Annotated in this window: 11 protein-coding genes and 1 pseudogene; 2 read left to right on the top strand and 10 right to left on the bottom strand. The window is 63.6% G+C overall.

Annotated elements, in window-relative coordinates; translation table 11 throughout:
• Nucleotides 1-68 precede the first annotated feature (68 nt).
• On the bottom strand, nucleotides 69-1,856 hold the full coding sequence (argS, locus tag ACUXVA_RS20430; protein ID WP_265078679.1) for an arginine--tRNA ligase: 1,788 nt from the start codon (nucleotides 1,854-1,856) through the stop codon (nucleotides 69-71).
• A gap of 153 nt (nucleotides 1,857-2,009) precedes the next feature.
• Complete coding sequence (locus ACUXVA_RS20425; protein WP_265078680.1) at nucleotides 2,010-3,224, bottom strand: deoxyguanosinetriphosphate triphosphohydrolase; 1,215 nt, start codon at nucleotides 3,222-3,224, stop codon at nucleotides 2,010-2,012.
• 101 nt (nucleotides 3,225-3,325) lie between these two features.
• Here ACUXVA_RS20425 and erpA point away from each other — a divergent pair, with 101 nt between their 5' ends.
• A complete protein-coding gene (erpA, locus tag ACUXVA_RS20420) occupies nucleotides 3,326-3,658 on the top strand; it encodes an iron-sulfur cluster insertion protein ErpA (RefSeq protein WP_265078681.1) in 333 nt (110 codons plus the stop codon).
• Nucleotides 3,659-3,721: 63 nt separating this feature from the next.
• On the opposite strand, the gene ACUXVA_RS20415 is transcribed toward erpA, so the two are convergent.
• The 3 genes and pseudogenes from ACUXVA_RS20415 to ACUXVA_RS20405 form a co-directional block, all read right to left on the bottom strand.
• Complete coding sequence (locus tag ACUXVA_RS20415; protein WP_445487781.1) at nucleotides 3,722-5,587, bottom strand: hypothetical protein; 1,866 nt, start codon at nucleotides 5,585-5,587, stop codon at nucleotides 3,722-3,724.
• 199 nt (nucleotides 5,588-5,786) lie between these two features.
• Nucleotides 5,787-8,915 carry an efflux RND transporter permease subunit gene (locus ACUXVA_RS20410; protein ID WP_265078683.1) on the bottom strand — a complete coding sequence of 1,043 codons (3,129 nt, stop codon included), beginning with the start codon at nucleotides 8,913-8,915 and terminating at the stop codon, nucleotides 5,787-5,789.
• Between the two features lie 3 nt (nucleotides 8,916-8,918).
• A pseudogene (locus ACUXVA_RS20405) lies at nucleotides 8,919-10,047 on the bottom strand (efflux RND transporter periplasmic adaptor subunit).
• Nucleotides 10,048-10,210: 163 nt separating this feature from the next.
• Between ACUXVA_RS20405 and xth the strand changes: the two are divergent.
• Nucleotides 10,211-11,002, top strand: coding sequence for an exodeoxyribonuclease III (gene xth / locus ACUXVA_RS20400; protein ID WP_265078684.1), 792 nt, complete (start codon nucleotides 10,211-10,213; stop codon nucleotides 11,000-11,002).
• Nucleotides 11,003-11,200: 198 nt separating this feature from the next.
• On the opposite strand, the gene ACUXVA_RS20395 is transcribed toward xth, so the two are convergent.
• The 5 genes from ACUXVA_RS20395 to ACUXVA_RS20375 form a co-directional block, all read right to left on the bottom strand.
• Complete coding sequence (locus ACUXVA_RS20395; protein ID WP_445487778.1) at nucleotides 11,201-12,019, bottom strand: tetratricopeptide repeat protein; 819 nt, start codon at nucleotides 12,017-12,019, stop codon at nucleotides 11,201-11,203.
• Entirely contained in the window at nucleotides 12,006-13,739 is a 1,734-nt protein-coding gene (ilvD, locus tag ACUXVA_RS20390) for a dihydroxy-acid dehydratase (protein ID WP_445487776.1), read from the bottom strand. The genes ACUXVA_RS20395 and ilvD overlap by 14 nt, the downstream gene beginning before the upstream one ends.
• 289 nt (nucleotides 13,740-14,028) lie before the next feature.
• Entirely contained in the window at nucleotides 14,029-15,447 is a 1,419-nt protein-coding gene (gene lpdA, locus ACUXVA_RS20385; protein ID WP_445487774.1) for a dihydrolipoyl dehydrogenase, read from the bottom strand.
• The gene (locus ACUXVA_RS20380) at nucleotides 15,440-15,688 is read right to left on the bottom strand and encodes a hypothetical protein (RefSeq protein ID WP_445487772.1); all 249 of its coding nucleotides are present in this window, start codon (nucleotides 15,686-15,688) and stop codon (nucleotides 15,440-15,442) included. Before ACUXVA_RS20380 ends, lpdA begins: the two co-directional genes overlap by 8 nt.
• A gap of 19 nt (nucleotides 15,689-15,707) precedes the next feature.
• Complete coding sequence (locus ACUXVA_RS20375) at nucleotides 15,708-17,081, bottom strand: pyruvate dehydrogenase complex dihydrolipoamide acetyltransferase (RefSeq protein ID WP_445487770.1); 1,374 nt, start codon at nucleotides 17,079-17,081, stop codon at nucleotides 15,708-15,710.
• Between the last annotated feature and the right edge of the window lie 2 nt (nucleotides 17,082-17,083).

Raw genomic sequence — 17,083 nt, 5'->3', positions numbered from 1 at the left:
GCTTTTCAAGACGAAACAGACTGCTGCTTAAGCCGCCACGGATCCCCACGTGACCGACCGTCCCCTGCCTAACGCATCTCGTCCGGTGCGGTAACGCCGAGTACGGCGAGGCCCGAGGCCAGAACCGAGACAACGCTCTGGACCAATGCCAGCCGCGCCTTGGTAAGTACTGCATCATTAGTGATAATGAAGCGTAAATGAGGCATATCGCGCCCCCGGGTCCACAGCGCATGAAAATCGCTGGCAAGATCATACAGGTAGAAAGCGATACGGTGCGGCTCATGCGCCAATGCCGCAGATTCAATCATCCGCGGATACAACGCCAGCTGCCGCATCAACCCCAGCTCGGCCGGATCGTCCAGCCGCTCGACCGCCGCATCCGTGAGATAGGCAACCCGGGCGCCGGTTTCCAGAGGCAGGTCAGTCAGCATTTCGCGGGCATTGCGGAAGATCGAATGGCCGCGCGCGTGGCCGTACTGGACGTAGAAGACCGGATTGTCCTTGGACTGCTCGATCACCTTGGCGAGGTCGAAATCCAGCACCGCGTCGTTCTTGCGAAACAGCATCATGAAGCGCACCGCGTCGGAGCCGACCTCGTCGACGACCTCGCGCAGGGTGACGAAATCGCCAGAGCGCTTCGACATCTTCACCGGCTCGCCGTTGCGCAGCAGCTTGACCAGCTGCACGATCTTGACGTCGAGCACGCCCTGCCCGTCGGTCACCGCCTTGATGGCCGCCTGCACCCGCTTGATGTAGCCACCGTGATCGGAGCCCCAGACGTCGACCATGTTGCGGAAGCCGCGGTCGAACTTGGTCTTGTGATACGCGATGTCGGAGGCGAAATAGGTGTAGCCGCCGTCCGACTTCAGCAGCGGACGGTCGACGTCATCGCCATAGGCGGTGGCGCGGAACAGTGTCTGCTCGCGGTCTTCGTAATCGTCGACCGGCTTGCCCTTGGGCGGCGGCAGCCGACCCAGATAGACGTCTCCCTTGGCGCGCAGGAAATCGATGGTGGCAGCGACAAGATCGGCGTCGCCGTCGATCAGCGAGCGCTCCGAGAAGAAAACCTCATGGGTGATGTTGAGCGCCGCGAGATCGCCGCGGATCATTTCCATCATCCCGGCAATGGCCTTCGCCCGCACGGTCGGCAGCCATTCGGTCTCCGGCTGTGCCCTCAGCTTGTCGCCAAATTCGGCGGCCAGCGCCTGCCCCACCGGGACCAGATAGTCTCCGGGATACAGACCTTCGGGGATCGCACCGATCTCTTCGCCGAGCGCCTCGCGGTAGCGCAGGAACGCCGAGCGCGCGAGCACGTCGACCTGGGCGCCGGCGTCGTTGATGTAATATTCGCGGTTGACGTCATAGCCGGCGGTCTCCAGCAGGCTGGCCAGCGCGTCGCCGAACACCGCGCCGCGGCAATGGCCGACATGCATGGGCCCGGTCGGGTTGGCGGAGACGTATTCGACATTGACCTTCTCGGCCGCGCCGACTGCGCTGTGGCCGTAGCGCACGCCGTCGCGCAGTACCGCACGCAGCGCATCCGCCCAAGCCACGGTCTTCAGGGTCAGGTTGATGAAGCCGGGTCCGGCGACGTCGACCGACGCAATCAGATCATCGTTGCGCAACCTGGCGGCGATGATGTCGGCGAGGTCGCGCGGCTTGGCTTTGGCTTCCTTGGCCAGCACCATGGCGGCGTTGGTCGCCATGTCGCCATGGGATGCCTCGCGGGTCGGCTCGACCACCACCCGCGACAGATCGAGCCCGGCCGGCAGCGCGCCTTCGGCGGCGAGCGCCTGGCAGGCCGCATGGACACGCGCGAGGACATTGGCGAACAGATGCGGAGACGGAACGGACATCGCTGAAACCAGAACTTGCGCCGGACGATTCCGGCTGGATTGCAGGGGGTTGGATAGACGTTTTGCGGGCTCACCGCCATTTCTTTGATGGAGTCGGCGCCGCACTACCGAAACTGCCAATAATACATATAATCAGATACTTATATCGACACTTTAACGTAACTCGGGAGATGAATCGAACAGTCGCATATGCTCGGTAATGGCAAAGCGGTCAGTCATCCCGGCGATGAAGTTGCCGATCCGGCGTGCCCGATCGGTCTCGCTCTCCGGCCCGGCGCCGCGAACCGGAAGCCATTCCGGCGGCAGATCCTCGGGCGCCCGTTGATAGCGTGCGAAAAGGTCGAACAGGATGCACTCGGCCTCGCCCATCACCCGCATCACCCGCTCATGTCGATACATGCGCAGCTTGAGGAACGCCTTGATGGCGGCCTCGGCAGCGGCGGCCTCCGGCGGGAACGCGACCAGCACCTCGCCGTGATGACGGACGTCCGCGGCCGAAGCCGGTCGCGCATCGGCGAGGCGCCTCTCGGTCTCGCCGACCACCGCCCCGATCAGATAGGAGATCAGTTCGCGCACCAGTTCGGCGCCGCGCCGGCTTTCATCGAGATCGGGGTAGTGCTGCGCGATCTCGGCGATCATCCCGGCAGTGAGCGGGATCTCCTTGAGATCGTCGACGCCGAACAGGCGGGCGCGCAGGCCATCGTCAATGTCATGGGCGTCGTAGGCGATATCGTCAGCCAGGGCGGCGACCTGCGCCTCCAGCGAGGCGAAGCTCGAGAGTTCCAGATCGTAGGTGCGGTCGTAGTCGGTGATTCCGAACGGCAGGCCATGTTCGGCATAGCGCCCGATGGCGGCACCGGACGCGTCGGTGAGCGGGCCGTTGTGCTTGACCACGCCTTCCAGCGCCTCCCAGGTCAAGTTGAGACCGTCGAAGTCGGGGTAGCGATGTTCCAGCGAGGTCAGGACGCGCAAGGTCTGGGCGTTGTGGTCGAAGCCGCCGTGATCCTTCAGGCATTCGTCCAGCGCCCGCTCGCCGGCATGGCCGAACGGCGGATGGCCGAGATCGTGGGCCAGCGCCAGGGTTTCGGTGAGATCCTCGTCGAGGCCGAGCTGGCGGGCGATCGCCCGGGCAATCTGCGCCACCTCCAGCGTATGGGTCAGCCGTGTTCGGTAGTGATCGCCTTCGTGGAACACGAACACCTGGGTCTTGTGTTTGAGGCGGCGGAAGGCGGTGGAATGGATTACCCGGTCGCAGTCGCGCCGGAACGCGCTCCGGGTTCGGCTTTCCGGCTCCGCGAACAGTCGCCCGCGGCTGTGCGCGGGATCACAGGCATAGGGAGCGCGGGGAGCCGCCATTCCGACCGACAAGGGTGTTTATCCTCTATCCAATTGATTCCACGGCCCGGCGCACTTAACTATGGACGGCGGCATATTCAAACCAATGAATACCCGCGTCACGGAGCCAGATCATGACTGCAGCCAACGTCACCATCAGCGAGCGGGCGGCCCGCCGCATCGGCGAGATCCTGAAGACCGAGGGCGACGGCGCCATGCTGCGCATTTCCGTCGAAGGCGGCGGCTGCTCCGGCTTTTCCTACAAGTTCGATGTCGATCGCGCCAAGGCCGATGATGACATGGTGATCGCCCGCGAGAATGCCGTGGTGCTGGTGGACTCGGCTTCGGTGCCGTTCCTGGCCGGCTCCGAGGTCGACTTCGTCGATGACCTGATCGGCGCGTCGTTCCGGGTGGTCAATCCGAATGCCACGGCGTCGTGCGGCTGCGGCACGAGTTTTTCGATCTGATCGTCGATCGCCGGAATGGCGCGTGTCATGCGCCGCTCCCACGTCCGGTGTATCGGCTTCCGTCTATCTAGTCCGTCCCACGCTCCCTGAGATGGCCGTCGGCTCAGACTCGTCAAGCCTGGGTATGCGTCGCAGCTGCCGATCCAGCTCGCGAAAGACATATTCCGTCGCCTTGTAGGGCGTCGAAATCCGGCGATCCAGGCCATCGTTGAGCAGCACGTGCACGCCGTCACGCCCGGCCATCTGATGGCATTGGGCGCAGGTCATGCGGTTGAAGGTCAGTGCCTCCGGATCGTGGCGCCGGGGATCGCGGTAAGTTGTGGGCATGAGGTCGTCGAGCACGCTTTGCAGCTCGGCTTTCCGAGAGCCGACGGACTTGTCGGCAGCGAGACGGAACAGCGGGGTGTCGAAGGCGCTGGAATAGAAGCCGACGTTCACCCCCTCCCGCACCACCGCCACCGCTTCCAGCACCCTGTCCAAATTGTAGGATCGGCTCAGCGTCCCGAACACCCAGAGCCCCGTCAGCGACGAACTCCAGGCCACGGTCTGAACCGGCCGGGGCCCGATCGAATCCCGAATGAAGTCTGCGGTGGCCGTGTCGGTCCCCGATCCGCCGGCCGCGCGGACTCCCGTCAAGGCGTCCGCCCAGTGCAGGAATTCGGCAATGGCGACGCGCCGTTCCGGCGCGGGCAGCAGCCGGTCGACGGCGTCAAAATCGAGATGGATGAACAACTGCTCGTAGGCCCGGCCTGGAAATCGCGGGCTCATCAGCTGGTAGACCATGCGGAGCTGGGGAATCTCCTGGGGGGCCGCGAAGTGCACGTCGGTCTCCGGCTCGCCCGGACGCAGGATCACCGACACCAGCTTGAAATGCCCGGGGTCGGAGACGTCGGCCGTCACGTCGCGGATCGGTTCGATGGTCGTGCCCGAGGTGTAGAAATTCTTCGGGCTGACCTGCGTGGCGATGTTGAGCGTGTCGCCGCCGGGCTCCGTCGCCGGATCGAAGCCGGCCACCGGCTGGCCGTTGAGGAATTTCAGGACCTGCGCAAAGCCGTCCTTGCCTAACGTCGCCCCGAGGGCAAAGCGCTGTTCAAGCACCGGCTCGGCCGCGAAGAACAGATGCTTCGGCTGGGTCAGGAAGCGCAGGCCGCTCTGCGTGCGCGGCGTATCGATGCCATGGTCGGGCGCGAAGCCGTCGGGGTAGAACCACATGGAATTGTGCCGCAGGCTGTAGCTATCGTCGTAGCTCGCCCACTGGTCCTGCGACGTCTTGAACTTTTCGGAAATCAACTTGAGCACGCCGACCTTGGCTTCGTAGTGCGCGAGCAGCTCCGGCGGAATGTCCGCGAATGTCCTGAAGCTCTGCGCATAGCCGTAGATGGATTTGACCGGATCGAACAGCTCGCTGAGTTCGTGGGCATGGTGCTTGCCGCACTGGGCGTCGGGACGCAGCTTCACATAGTAGTCGAAACTGATGTCGATCAGACTGTAGCCGGCAGCGCGCAGCTCGCCGTACATGTCGGGGAATTCGTCGATGTGGCGAACCCAGTAGACCGACTGGATGCGGCAGCCCTCCGGCGTGTCGCCGGTCGAGAAGTGATCGATGTGACGGTTCAGCTCGGAGAAGCCGGCCTTGACCGGCTGCGGCCAGCTCTGCTGGTAGCCGAGCTGGAACACCGGATAGATCGGATCGGCCGCGCCCAGGCCGGTATCGAAGAACAGGTATTTGAATTTCGGACGCGAGAAGCCGAAGTCCTGCTCGAAATGTGTGAGGATGTCGTAGACCGAGCCCGGCCGCAGCGCGGCGTGGTTGCTCTCGGTGATGATCTCCTGCCATCGATGGCGCACAATCGACAGCGGGGCGCCGTCGGCGAGCGTGAAGACGATGCCAGCGAGGCACACGAACAGGACGCCCAAGAACTTTTTCATTGATCTTGCTACGACCTTCGCCGTGCGCGTTCAACCTTGCGGAAAGTTCCTCCCCGTCAAACTCGCCATGCTTTATCGCCGGCGCGTCACGAGTTCGTTGCAATTAGCTGGCGCGGCGTTCCGCTGCGATCCGACAACGCGCCGCGCGAGTCGCGAATTTTAGCCCAGCGTCGCGGCGCGGATGCAAAGTCGGTGCGGATTACTCCGCCGCGATCCCGTGCTGCCGCCCAGCCTCTTCGGCTTCGTCGTATTGCGGCTCGAGGCGGCGCTTCAGCTTGCGATCGATGCGGTCGAGATAGATGTAGATCACGGGGGTAATGAACAGCGTCAGCAGCTGCGACACGCAGAGGCCGCCGACCACGGCGATGCCAAGCGGCTGGCGCAATTCGGCGCCGGCACCGGCACCGAGCGCAATCGGCAGCGTGCCGAAGATCGCTGCGAAGGTGGTCATCATGATCGGTCGGAACCGGAGCAGCGCCGCTTCGCGGATCGCGTGCTCGGCCGACAGTCCGACGCGGCGGCGCTCCAGCGCAAAGTCGACCATCATGATGGCGTTCTTCTTGACGATACCGACCAGCATGACGATGCCGATCATGGCGATGACGGACATCTCCATGTTGAACAGCATCAGCGTCAGGATCGCACCGATGCCCGCCGACGGCAGGCCGGAGATAATGGTGATCGGGTGAATGAAGCTCTCGTAGAGAATGCCCAGGATCACGAAGGCGGCGAACACGGCGGCGAGGATCAGCACGCCCTGCCCGCGCAAGCTGTCCTGGAACACCTGCGCGGTGCCGGAGAAGCCGGTCGCGATGGTCACTGGCAGGTTGGATGCGCCCTCGATGGCGGTGATCTGGTCCACCGCATAGCCGAGGGAGGTTCCCGGCACCAGGTTGAACGAGATGGTCACCGCCGGCTGCTGGCCCTGATGATTAATCTGCAGCGGCCCCACCGTCGGCACCAGCCTCGCCACCGCGCTGAGCGGAATGGTCTGGTTGTTGCCCGTCTTCATGTAGAGTTTTGAGATGTCCGACGGGTCGATCCGGAACTGCGGCTGCGCTTCCAGGATGATCTGGTAGTCGTTGGACGGCATGTAGATAGTGCCGACCTGGCGCGAGCCGAAGGCATTGTAGAGCTGGTTGCGCACCTGATCGACGGTGATGCCGTAGACCGCGGCCTTCTCGCGGTCGATGTCGACGGTCATCTGCGGATTCTTGATGTAGAGATCCGTGGTCACGTCGAGCAGTCCGGGCACCTGGGCGATCTTGTCGCGCATTTCCGGCGCCAGCCGGTACAGCGACTCGGTGTCGCCGCTCTGCAGCACATACTGGTACTGACTCTTCGAGGGCCGGCCGCCGATATTGAGGTTCTGAATGCTCTGGAAGAACGCCTGCAGGCCCGGCACCGCGGTGGCCTTCTGGCGCAGCCGTGTCATCACCGCCTGGGCGCTGTCGCGCTCCTTCTGCGGCTTGAGCGCAATGAACAGCCGGCCGTAATTCGCGGTCGGATTCGGCCCGCCGGATCCGACCGTCGAGTTGATGTAATCGACCGCGGGGTCGGATTTCAGCACTTCGGTCAGTGCCTGCTGCCGTGCCTTCATCGCCTCGAACGAGGTGTCGGTGGCGGCTTCGGTGACACCGGTGAGGAAGCCGGTGTCTTCCTGCGGGAAAAAGCCCTTCGGCACGATCATGTAGAGATAGACCGTGCCGCCCAGGGTGGCGATGGTCAGCAGCAGCATCACCGCCTTGTGCGCCAGGACATGGTCGAGCGCCCACTCATAGCCCCTCAACCAGGCAGCGAACATCGCCTCGAAGGCGCGGAGGATGATGTTGTCCTTCTTGTGCGGGTCGTGCGCCTTGAGCACGCGCGCGCAGAGCATGGGAGTCAGCGTCAGCGACACGAAGCCCGACACAATAATGGCCGCGGCGATGGTGATCGCAAATTCGCGGAACACGCGCCCGACAATGCCGCCCATCAGCAGCACGGGAATGAACACGGCAATCAGCGAGAAGGTGATCGAGATGATGGTAAAGCCGATCTCGCGCGCGCCCTTCAGCGCCGCCTCGAACGGTCGCATGCCGTGCTCTATATGGCGGACGATATTTTCCAGCATCACGATGGCGTCGTCGACCACGAAGCCGACCGACAACGTGAGCGCCAGCAGCGTCATGTTGTTGATGGAGAAATCCAGCATGTACATCACGGCGCAGGTGCCGAGCAGCGAGATCGGCACCGCCAGCGCCGGGATGAAGGTGGCGGATGCGGAGCGCAGGAACAGGAAGATCACCATGATCACCAGCGCCACGGCGATCAGCAGGGTCTCCTCGACGTCGCTGACCGCCTGGCGGATCGACACCGAGCGGTCCATCATGACGTTGACGGCGATCGACGGCGGGATTTGCGCGCGCAGCGACGGCAGCTTGGCGCGCACGCCATCGACCACTGCCACGGTATTGGCGTCGGGCTGTTTCTGGATCGCCAGCACGATGGCGCGTTCGCTGTTCAGCCAGGTTGCGACCTTGTCGTTCTCGACGCTGTCATAGATCTTGGCGACCTCGTCGAGCTTGACCGGCGAGCCGTTGCGCCAGGCCACGACCACCTGGCGGTAGTCGATCGCCTTGTCCATCTGTCCGGACGCCTGCAGCGAGATGTCCTGCTTGGGGCCGTTGAGGGTGCCGACCGGCGTCGAGGAGTTGGCGCGGGACACCGCCGTGCGGATGTCTTCCAGCGACAGACCACGCGCCGCAGCGGCCTCGGGATCGGCCTGGACGCGTATAGCGAATTTCTGCGCGCCGTAGATCGTGACCTGGGCAACGCCCGGAATCTGCGACAACGCCTGCCCGATGGTGATGTCGCCATATTCGTTGACCGTCGACAGCGGCAGCGTCGACGAACTGAGGGCCACAAAAAGTACCGGGAAATCACCGGGGTTCACTTTGCGGAAACTCGGCGGCGTCGTCATTTCGATCGGCAGGCGGCGTTGCGCGATGGTCAGCGCGGTCTGCACGTCCAGCGCCGCGGCGTCGATACTGCGGTTGAGGTCGAACTGGATGGTGATCGCGGTGGTGCCCTGCGACGAGCTCGACGACATCGACGAGATGCCGGCGATGGTCGAGAGCTGGCGCTCGATGACGCCGGCGACCGATGCCGCCATGGTGTCGGCGCTGGCGCCCGGCAGGGTCGCCGTTACGGCAATGGTCGGGAAATCGACCTTGGGCAGCGCCGAGACCGGCAGCAGACGAAAGCCGAAAATGCCAAAGGCGATGATCGATGCGGTGATGAGCGTGGTCATCACCGGTCGGCGAATGCACAGCTCCGAAAGGGTCATGGCTCAGGCTCCAGCCTTGCGCGGCCGCGCTTCGACGCGCGTCCCGCTCGACAGCAGCAACTGGCCGTCGACCACCACGTCCTCACTGCCGGAGAGGCCGGAGGAGATCGCCGACAAGCCCTGGAAGGTGCGTTCAACGGTAACCGGCTGAACCTGGGCGACGCCCTCCTTCACCACGAACACGAAGTTGCCGGTCTGGCTGCGCTGCACCGCGACCGTCGGCACCACCACGCCATCCACGGTGCGCACAATCAGCTTGGTCTGAACGAGAGTCCCAGGCCACAGCGTCTCATTGCCGTTGTTCATGATGCCCCGCACTGTGACCATGCCGGTGGTGGAGTCCACGCTATTCTCCACCATGGCCACCTTGCCGTCCTCGGAGCGGCCGCTGTTGGGAATGGTGGCGATCACCGTGGTCGATCCCGCAGCCATGGCCTCGCGGAGATCGCCGAGAATGCGCTGGGGAATCGCGAAGGACACATAGACCGGCGCCATCTGGTTGATGGTTGCCAGCGGCGCCGTGTCCGCCGGACGAACGAAGTTGCCCACCTTCACGTTGGCGGCGCTGATCCGGCCAGCGAATGGTGCGCGGATAGTCGTGAAGCTTTTTTGCACCCTGAGATTGTCGAGCGCCGACTGGTCGGCCTGGATCGTGCCGGCGAGAATGTCGGACTGGGTTTTGGCGTTGTCGACATTGACCTGGGTCGTGGCGCCCTTGCCGATCAGGTCGCTGAAGCGCTTGAGGTCGCGTTCTGCGCCGGCGAGCTGCGCGCGATCGCGGGCCAGCGTGCCTTCGGCCTGCTCGATCTGGGCATCGATCTGGCGCAGAATCGAGGGTGAACAGCAGGTCGCCCTCGTTGACCTTGGCGCCGTCCTCGAAATGCACGGAGACAATGGTGGTCTCGACGCGGGATTTCAAAGCGACGCTGGAGATCGGCGTCACGGAGCCAATGGAATCCACTTCATAAGGAATCGGTTTGCGTTCGGCCTTGGCCAGTTCCACCGAAACGACACGAGGGCGCGGCGCCTTCTGGGCTGCCGTATTCCCGGTGGTCCAGGACGATTTTGTCAGATAGGCCGTCAGTGCGACGGCCCCCAACAGGCCCACGAAGATCCATGTACGTTTCTTCATCACATCCCACGTCAACCGGTCTGGAGCATCGGGAGCACTCCTCGATTCTCCGTCCCTCACAGCGACTTAGTGCGCTTTATGCTTAAAGCGTATCATGCCCCTCCATCCGATGGTATGCCAGCCTGACTTATTTTTGCCATTGTTGTTACCGGAATCCCATCCAATGAGAATTGCAACGTGGAACGTGAATTCGGTCCGGCAGCGGCTTGACCATCTATTGACCTGGCTGCGCGATTGCGCGCCAGACGTGGTCTGTCTGCAGGAGATCAAATGCGTCGACGAGGCATTCCCGCGGGAGGCCATCGAGGCACTCGGCTACAACGTGGTCACCCACGGCCAGAAAACTTTTAACGGGGTCGCGCTGCTCTCGAAGTATCCGCTCGAGGAAGCAAATCCGGGGCTGGCCGGCGACGCCGAGGATTTGCACGCTCGCTTCATCGAAGGCGTGGTGTCGCTGAAATCGGGCGTGGTGCGCGTCGCCTGTCTGTATCTGCCCAACGGTAATCCGGTTGAGACCGAGAAATACCCCTATAAGCTGAAATGGATGTCGCGGCTGCACGACTACGCGCAGCAACGGTTGAAGACCGAAGAGCCGCTGATCCTGGCTGGTGACTTCAACGTGATCCCTGCGGCGGCTGACGTCCACAACCCCGCCGCCTGGGCCAATGATGCGCTGTTCAAGCCGCAGACCCGCGAAAGCTTCCAGGCCCTGCTCGGTCTCGGCCTCACCGACGCCCTGCGCGCCGTCACCGACGAGCCCGGCCAGTACACGTTCTGGGACTACCAGGCCGGCGCCTGGCAGAAGAACTGGGGCATCCGCATCGACCATCTCCTACTATCGCCGCAGGCCAGCGACCGGCTCACCAATGTCGGCATCGACAAGTATGTCCGCGCCTGGGAAAAGCCGTCGGACCACGTGCCGGTATGGATTGATCTGGATCTTGAGGTCGCGTGAGTTGATCGCGCGCGGCCTGATCCACAGACGCAGCTGTTATCGCCCGGCTTGACCGGGCGACCCAGTATTCCGTGAAGGAATTGGGAAAATACGAAGACAACTGCCAGCAGTGTCGAAATCCAAACTGAAGCCGGCGTTTACTGGGTCACCCGGTCAAGCCGGGTGACGACAACCGAGCCCGAGGCGCTTTCCCCAGCCTCAGTCCTTGCGGCCCTGCACCCAGTGCTCGAGCATCTGCAGCGCCATGGCGCGGTCGTCTTCGGAGGCCTTGGCGATCGCCTTGTTGTAGCTGTCCTTGATCCAGGTCTCGTCCGGCGCAGCGCTGTCGCGCGCCAGCGTCAGCCACATCAGGCCGCGCGCCGCCTGCCTGGGCAGTTGTTCGCCGTTGAACAGCATCTGGCCGAGCATGGCCTGGGCCTGGTGCTGGCCCTTTTGCGCGGCAAGGCCGAGCCAGCGCGCGCCATACTTGGTGTCGCGCGGCGCGCCGATGCCCTTGAGGTACAGGCGGGCCAGATCGTATTGCGCATCGGCATTGCCGAAATAGGACGCGGCATAGGAGAACATCTCGCGCGCCCGCTCGGTGTCGACCTTGACCTTGGAATTCGGAATGCCGTCGAGGTAGTAGCGGCCTAGCGCCACAAAGGCGTTGGCGACGATCGCCGCCTGCGGCGCCGACGGGCTATCCTCGGCGTGCGCATTGGCGATGCGGCTGAAATATTCGAAGGCGCGCAGGTCGTCCTGCATCACGCCGTTGCCGTCGGCATACATCCGGCCGAGCTTCCACTGGGCGATCGGGTGACCGCCTTCGGCGGCATATTGCAGGGCGGTCGGCTGGGTCGAATTATCCGAGGGGGCCGCCTTCTTCAAGGCGGCGGCGGTACCTGACTGCGCCGATACCACCGGGATCGCCGTATCCGTGCCGTTCACCGCGGCGCCATCAAAGGCGGACGCGGGACCGGCCACGGCTGCGGCTCCCAAAGCAAACGCTACAAGAATGATACGCCTAGATGTCCGCATAACACTGTTTCTCGTGCGCCCCGCCCGGATGGGTGACGGCACCATCGACCGCCGGTCCAACCTGCTGGGCATATTTCCAAAGCGCACCGGTCGTGTGGTCTGTCGCACGCGGCTTCCATTTGGTCTTGCGCTCGGCCAATTCCGCGTCAGTCAATTTTACGTTAAGTGTGCCGTTGTCTGCGTCGATCTCGATGATGTCGCCATCTGCGAGCAAAGCAATCGGGCCGCCGATGGCGGCTTCAGGGCCGACATGGCCGATGCAGAAGCCACGGGTGGCACCGGAGAAACGACCGTCAGTGATCAGGGCGATCTTGCCGCCCATGCCCTGCCCGGTCAGGGCTGCCGTGGTCGAGAGCATCTCGCGCATGCCGGGACCGCCGCGCGGCCCCTCATAGCGAATCACGAGGACTTCGCCCTCTTTGTAGGTCTTGCTCTTCACCGACTCGAACGCATCTTCCTCGCGGTCGAAGCAGCGCGCAGGTCCGGTGAATTTCAGGTTGGACATGCCGGCGACCTTCACGATCGCGCCCTCCGGAGCCAGATTCCCCTTGAGTCCGACAACGCCACCGGTGACGGTGATCGGCTTGTCGGCAGAACGAACGACGTCCTGGTGGGGATTCCATTTCACGTTCTTCAAATTCTCCGCAATCGTACGGCCGGTAACGGTCAGGCAATCGCCGTGCAGGTAGCCGTGATCGAGCAATGTCTTCATCAGCAACGGTATGCCGCCAACTTCAAACATGTCTTTGGCGACATAACGGCCACCCGGTTTCAAATCCGCGACATAGGGTGTCTTTTTGAAGATTTCCGCCACGTCAAACAGGTCGAACTTGATACCGCACTCGTGCGCGATGGCTGGCAGATGCAGTGCAGCATTGGTCGAGCCGCCGGACGCGGCAACGACGGCAGCAGCATTCTCCAGGGCTTTGCGGGTGACGATGTCGCGCGGCCGGATGTTGCGCGCGATCAGCTCCATCACCTTCTCGCCGGCAGTGGTGCAGAACGCATCGCGGATCTCATAGGGCGCAGGCGCCCCGGCGGAATAGGGCAGCGCCAGACCGATCGCTTCCGATACCGTCGCCATGGTGTTGGCCGTGAACTGGGCGCCGCAGGCGCCGGCCGACGGACAGGCCACGCGCTCGATCTCGTCGAGATCCTCGTCGGACATCTCGCCGACCGAATGCTTGCCGACCGCCTCGAACATGTCCTGCACGGTGACCTGCTGGCCACGGAAATTTCCGGGCAGGATCGAGCCGCCATAGATGAATATCGAGGGCACGTTGAGCCGGACCATGGCCATCATCATGCCCGGCAGCGACTTGTCGCAGCCGGCGAGCCCGACCAGCGCGTCATAGGCGTGGCCCCGCATGGTCAGCTCGACCGAGTCGGCGATGCACTCCCGGGACGGCAGCGACGAACGCATGCCGTCATGGCCCATGGCGATGCCGTCGGTGACAGTGATGGTGCAGAATTCGCGCGGCGTGCCGCCGGCGGAGGCGACGCCCTTCTTGACGGCCTGGGCCTGACGCATCAGCGAGATATTGCAGGGAGCGGCTTCGTTCCAGCACGACGCCACGCCAACGAACGGCTGGTGGATCTGCTGGGTGGTCAGCCCCATCGCGTAGAGATAGGAGCGATGCGGCGCCCGCTCCGGCCCTTCCGTCACATGACGGCTGGGCAGGCGCGACTTGAGGTTGCTGGCTGGCGTCTTGGCGTCCATCTTGAACCCGTTTCCCCGGCCATCTCCCTGAACCCGGAAAATCTTGTGATTTCCCATTGTCTTCGCGAGCGCCGTGGCCGTTAGCTGACGAAGAATGATTTCACGGAGGCGTGTGGCTAAATAGCGGCGCACGCAAGGGCCGGCGGTGGCACCGGCCAAATGTTGGGGAACTGTTGCTTGGGCGCAACATTCGTTGCCGCACAGCAACCCTCTGGAATGCGACTAAGGTACAGTCCAAACGACGATGGCCGGCTCGGGAGCCTGCCATCGCGACCCGCGCTCGGGTTTTCTACATATTCAGGACGCGCCCGTAGGCGTCGAGGACCGCCTCCTTCATCGTCTCCGAAATGGTAGGATGCGGGAAGATGGTGTGGAAGAGCTCTTCTTCCGTGGTTTCCAGGTTCATGGCCACCACAAACCCCTGGATCAGTTCGGTGACCTCCGCGCCGACCAGATGCGCGCCGAGCAGCCGCCCGGTCTTCTTGTCGAAGATCACCTTGGCCAGGCCCTGATCTTCGCCCATGGCGATGGCCTTGCCGTTACCGACGAAGGGGAAGCGGCCGACGCGGATCTCGCGACCGCTCTCCTTGGCCTTGGCCTCGGTGAGGCCGACGGAAGCCACCTGCGGCTGGCAGTAGGTGCAGCCGGGGATCAGCAGCTTGTCCATCGGATGCGGATGCATTCCCTTGATGGCCTCGACGCAGATCACGCCTTCATGCTCGGCCTTGTGCGCCAGCATCGGCGGCCCCGCGACGTCGCCGATGGCGTAGATGCCCGGCACGTTGGTCTTGCCATAGCCGTCGATGACGATGCAGCCACGCTCGGTCTTGACCCCGAGCTTCTCCAGGCCAAAGCCCTCGATGTTGCCGACTACGCCGACCGCGGAAATGACGCGGTCGAATTCCTGGGTCACCGGCTTCTTGCCGTCGTCGATGGTGGCGACGACGCTGTCGGCCTTCTTGTCGAGCTTCGTCACCTTGGTATTGGCAAGGATCTTGATGCCCTGCTTCTCGAACTGTTTTCGCGCGACGGCGGCGATCTCGGCGTCCTCGACCGGCAGGATCTGCGGCAGCACCTCGACCACGGTCACTTCGGCGCCCATGGTGCGATAGAACGACGCGAACTCGATGCCGATGGCGCCGGAGCCGACCACCAGCAGCGACTTCGGCATCCTGTCCGGGTTCATCGCCTCGAAATAGGTCCAGACCAGCTTCTTGTCGGGCTCGAGGCCCGGCAGCGCGCGAGGCCGCGCGCCGGTGGCGACGATGATATGCTTGGCAGTATAGGCGCCCGGCCCCAGCGCGCCCTTCGGCGCAGCGGCTTCCGACTTCTTCACCGTGAACTTGCCGGGCGCGTCCAGCATCGCCTCGCCCCAGATGATCGAGACCTTGTTCTTGTTCATCAGGTATTCGACACCGCCATTGAGGCGCTTCACGACGCCGCGCGAGCGCGCGATCACCGCCTTGATGTCGAACGACACGTTGTCCGCCGACAGGCCGTAGTCCTTGGCGTGCTGCATGTAGTGATAGATCTCCGCCGAGCGCAGCAGCGCCTTGGTCGGAATGCAGCCCCAGTTGTTGCAGATGCCGCCAAGATAGGCCTTCTCGACGATCGCCGTCTTGAAGCCGAGCTGCGCGGCGCGGATCGCGGTGACATAGCCACCGGGGCCGGAGCCGATGACGACGACGTCGAAGGATGTATCAGCCATGTTGCACTCCGCGCGCCGACCGGCGCTGTCTTGAAATCAAAAATCGACGGATTCCGAATTCGATCAATCCCGTCGCCGCAAGGATTCCCAGCGCGCAATAGATCAGGAACTGTCCGAGGCTGCGCGCCAGTTGCTCACCGGAATTGTAGGCGTTGTAGAGGATGTCGTATCCGACCGGATTCAACGCCGCCGCGGCGGCGATCAGCAGCCATATCCAGGGCCATGAAGTTCTGACTTTCATGAGCCACCGGACCTGAGCCTCACACCACCATCATCACGGGATTTTCGATCAGCTTCTTGAAGGCGGTGATCAATTCCGCGCCGAGCGCGCCGTCGATGGCGCGGTGGTCGCAGGACAGCGTCACGCTCATCATGGTGGCGGCGACAATCTGGCCGTTACGCACGACGGCGCGTTCCTCGCCGGTGCCGACCGCCAGGATCGAGGACTGCGGCGGGTTGATCACCGCGGTAAAATCCTTGATGCCGAACATGCCAAGATTGGAGACCGACGACGCGCCACCCTGGTATTCATTGGGCTTGAGCTTCTTGGCCCGGGCGCGCCCGGCAAGCTCCTTCATCTCGTTGGAGATCGCCGAAATCGACTTGATCTCGGCCTGGCGAATGATCGGCGTGATCAGGCCGAACGGCAACGCCACAGCGACGCCGATGTCCGAGTGCTTGTGGCGAAGCATGGCGGCCTCGGTCCACGATACGTTCGCTTCCGGAATCTTCTGCAGAGCAACCGCCATTGCCTTGATGACGAAATCGTTGACCGACAGCTTGTAAAGCGGCTTGCCATCCTTGTCCTTGCCGGCCGCAGCGTTGATCTCTTCCCGCGCGGAAGAGAGCTTGCCGAGATCACAGTCGACGGTGAGATAGAAGGTCGGCATCGAGTTGGTTGCAGCCGTGAGACGTTGCGCGATGGTCCTGCGCATCGAGTCATGCGGCACGCTTTGGTAATCGCCCTGCTCGTACAGACCGAGAATCTGCTGATCGGACATGGCCGGCGCACCGATCAACGCCGTCGCGCCGGCGGGAGCACCAGCCGACGATGCCGCTGCCGCCTTGAGGCCGCCGCCGGACTTGGCGGTTTCGACATCCTTGGCGATGACGCGGCCGTGCGGACCGGAGCCGTTGATGCGGCCGAGTTCGATGCCGGCTTCCTTGGCCAGGCGCTTGGCCAGCGGCGAGGCGAAGACGCGCGCGCCATTGCTCGCCGGCGCAGCTTCTTTCGCCGGAGCCGGTGCGGCCGCGGCGGGCGCCGGCGCCTTCTCCGCGGCCGGCGCAGGCACAGGCGCGGCAGCAGGCTTCGACGGTTCCCTGGGCGCTTCGGCCGCAGCCGGCGCCGGCTTTGCGTCAGAGGCCCCTGCCCCTGCCGCCTTCACATCTTCACCGTCCGCAGCCAGCACCGCGATGATGGCGTTGACCGCCACGTCCTGGGTGCCTTCCGGCACCAGAATCTTGGCGATGGTGCCCTCATCAACGGCTTCCACTTCCATGGTCGCCTTATCGGTCTCGATCTCGGCGATCACGTCGCCTGACTTGACCTTGTCGCCCTCTTTCTTGAGCCACTTGGCAAGGTTGCCCTTTTCCATCGTCGGCGACAGCGCGGGCATCAGGATGTTGATTGGCATTG

It is taken from the genome of Rhodopseudomonas sp. RCAM05734 (assembly GCF_052658035.1).
This window is presented reverse-complemented; position numbering and strand designations above follow the sequence as displayed.

Coding starts and splice junctions, on each gene's coding strand:
- argS (WP_265078679.1), bottom strand. CDS start 1,856: ATGTCCGTTCCGTCTCCGCATCTGTTCGCCAATGTCCTCGCGCGTGTC.
- erpA (WP_265078681.1), top strand. CDS start 3,326: ATGACTGCAGCCAACGTCACCATCAGCGAGCGGGCGGCCCGCCGCATC.
- ACUXVA_RS20415 (WP_445487781.1), bottom strand. CDS start 5,587: ATGAAAAAGTTCTTGGGCGTCCTGTTCGTGTGCCTCGCTGGCATCGTC.
- ACUXVA_RS20410 (WP_265078683.1), bottom strand. CDS start 8,915: ATGACCCTTTCGGAGCTGTGCATTCGCCGACCGGTGATGACCACGCTC.
- xth (WP_265078684.1), top strand. CDS start 10,211: ATGAGAATTGCAACGTGGAACGTGAATTCGGTCCGGCAGCGGCTTGAC.
- ACUXVA_RS20395 (WP_445487778.1), bottom strand. CDS start 12,019: ATGCGGACATCTAGGCGTATCATTCTTGTAGCGTTTGCTTTGGGAGCC.
- ilvD (WP_445487776.1), bottom strand. CDS start 13,739: ATGGACGCCAAGACGCCAGCCAGCAACCTCAAGTCGCGCCTGCCCAGC.
- lpdA (WP_445487774.1), bottom strand. CDS start 15,447: ATGGCTGATACATCCTTCGACGTCGTCGTCATCGGCTCCGGCCCCGGT.
- ACUXVA_RS20380 (WP_445487772.1), bottom strand. CDS start 15,688: ATGAAAGTCAGAACTTCATGGCCCTGGATATGGCTGCTGATCGCCGCC.
- ACUXVA_RS20375 (WP_445487770.1), bottom strand. CDS start 17,081: ATGCCAATCAACATCCTGATGCCCGCGCTGTCGCCGACGATGGAAAAG.